Genomic DNA, 1,262 nt, shown 5'->3' with positions numbered 1-1,262 from the left:
TTTGGTAGTTAATTTCATTCTACCATTGGAGGATCAGTTTACACAAAATTATTTAATAGATATCGCCTGAACTAATTCCATTATCCAGGCACAAACTATTTCCTCTTCATTATTTTCAAAGCCTATAGCTTCACACACGTAATCAATAGGAGGTAAAGGAGAAGAATTATATAATACAGGTTTAGAATCGCTATATAAAAAATACAAATATTCCTTTATTTTTCTATAGGTTAAAAGATTGTATTTTTTAGCATATTAAAACAAGCTTTTCAATATAATAAGGAAATTTTATTTATATATTTCTTAATATTTCATATTCAACAACATAGCAGCAAAGAAAAAATTCGGTCAACGCAAAAAAATTGATTAATCCAATGTTTTTTATCATATAAATCGAAAATAATAAATAAGTAGAATACAATATTAGTGAGAGATAATGCTATAAAAATATCTACAAATTTAAGGATGGTGACATATATGAAATTGAAAAAATTATTAATTATTTCTCTAAGTTTTATTTTAGCATCTACATTTTTGATCACACCATTATCAGCTTCTAGTACGGTGAGCTTAGGAAAATATGACTTCAATAATGGAGAGACTCCTGAAATTACAATGACTGAAACATATTCTAAAATTATTTTCACAGCATATTTCGACGATGGTGAAGAGATATATTCGTATGTAGATAAAAATACAGGAAAAGCTGAGTGTATTTATTGGTAAATGCCTACTATTCTATGATAAAAAAATAAACGTACTATATTAAAGCATTTACATTAACATACTCTTATTTGACACAAAGACATAACTAATACAAAAGAGTAAAAGAACTATATATCAATAAATTTATATGGCATTATCATTCGTTATTTATTAATTTTACAAATTTCCAATAATATATCATAAGCCTAAAATGAGGTATTCTACATGACTTAATATATTATATAAATAGAAAGTCTTTGTATTTTACCTCTTTTAAACTAACATAATAGGTACACTACACATATTTCGCTATAAATTTTACTATTTCATAAAAAAATTCATAATATATACTGATTATTTCTTTAATAATTTTTAGCTTGGCTTTTTTTAACAATTATATCAAAATGGCAAATCATCCTATGCCACTCTTCAATATTGTCCAGTATTACATCATTTACATACATGACTTATTGCATCATATAAAGCATCTATTTCTTTAGGAGTTAAAACAAATATTCCTTTATTTTTCCAGAGGTTAAATGAATAATAATCTACAT

1 protein-coding gene is annotated in these 1,262 nt (G+C 24.6%); it reads left to right on the top strand.

What is annotated here, in order from left to right; translation table 11 throughout:
* Positions 1-477: 477 nt before the first annotated feature.
* Positions 478-726 (top strand): hypothetical protein, encoded by a 249-nt coding sequence (locus KTF99_RS16755; RefSeq protein ID WP_008792846.1) that lies wholly within the window; start codon positions 478-480, stop codon positions 724-726.
* Positions 727-1,262: the final 536 nt, after the last annotated feature.

Origin of the sequence: Erysipelatoclostridium sp. MSK.7.34 (genome assembly GCF_019041935.1) — a bacterium.
Taxonomy (GTDB): domain Bacteria; phylum Bacillota_I; class Bacilli_A; order Erysipelotrichales; family Coprobacillaceae; genus Thomasclavelia; species Thomasclavelia ramosa.
The sequence above is the reverse complement of the archived record's forward strand: the minus strand, read 5'-3'. Positions and strand labels throughout refer to the sequence as shown.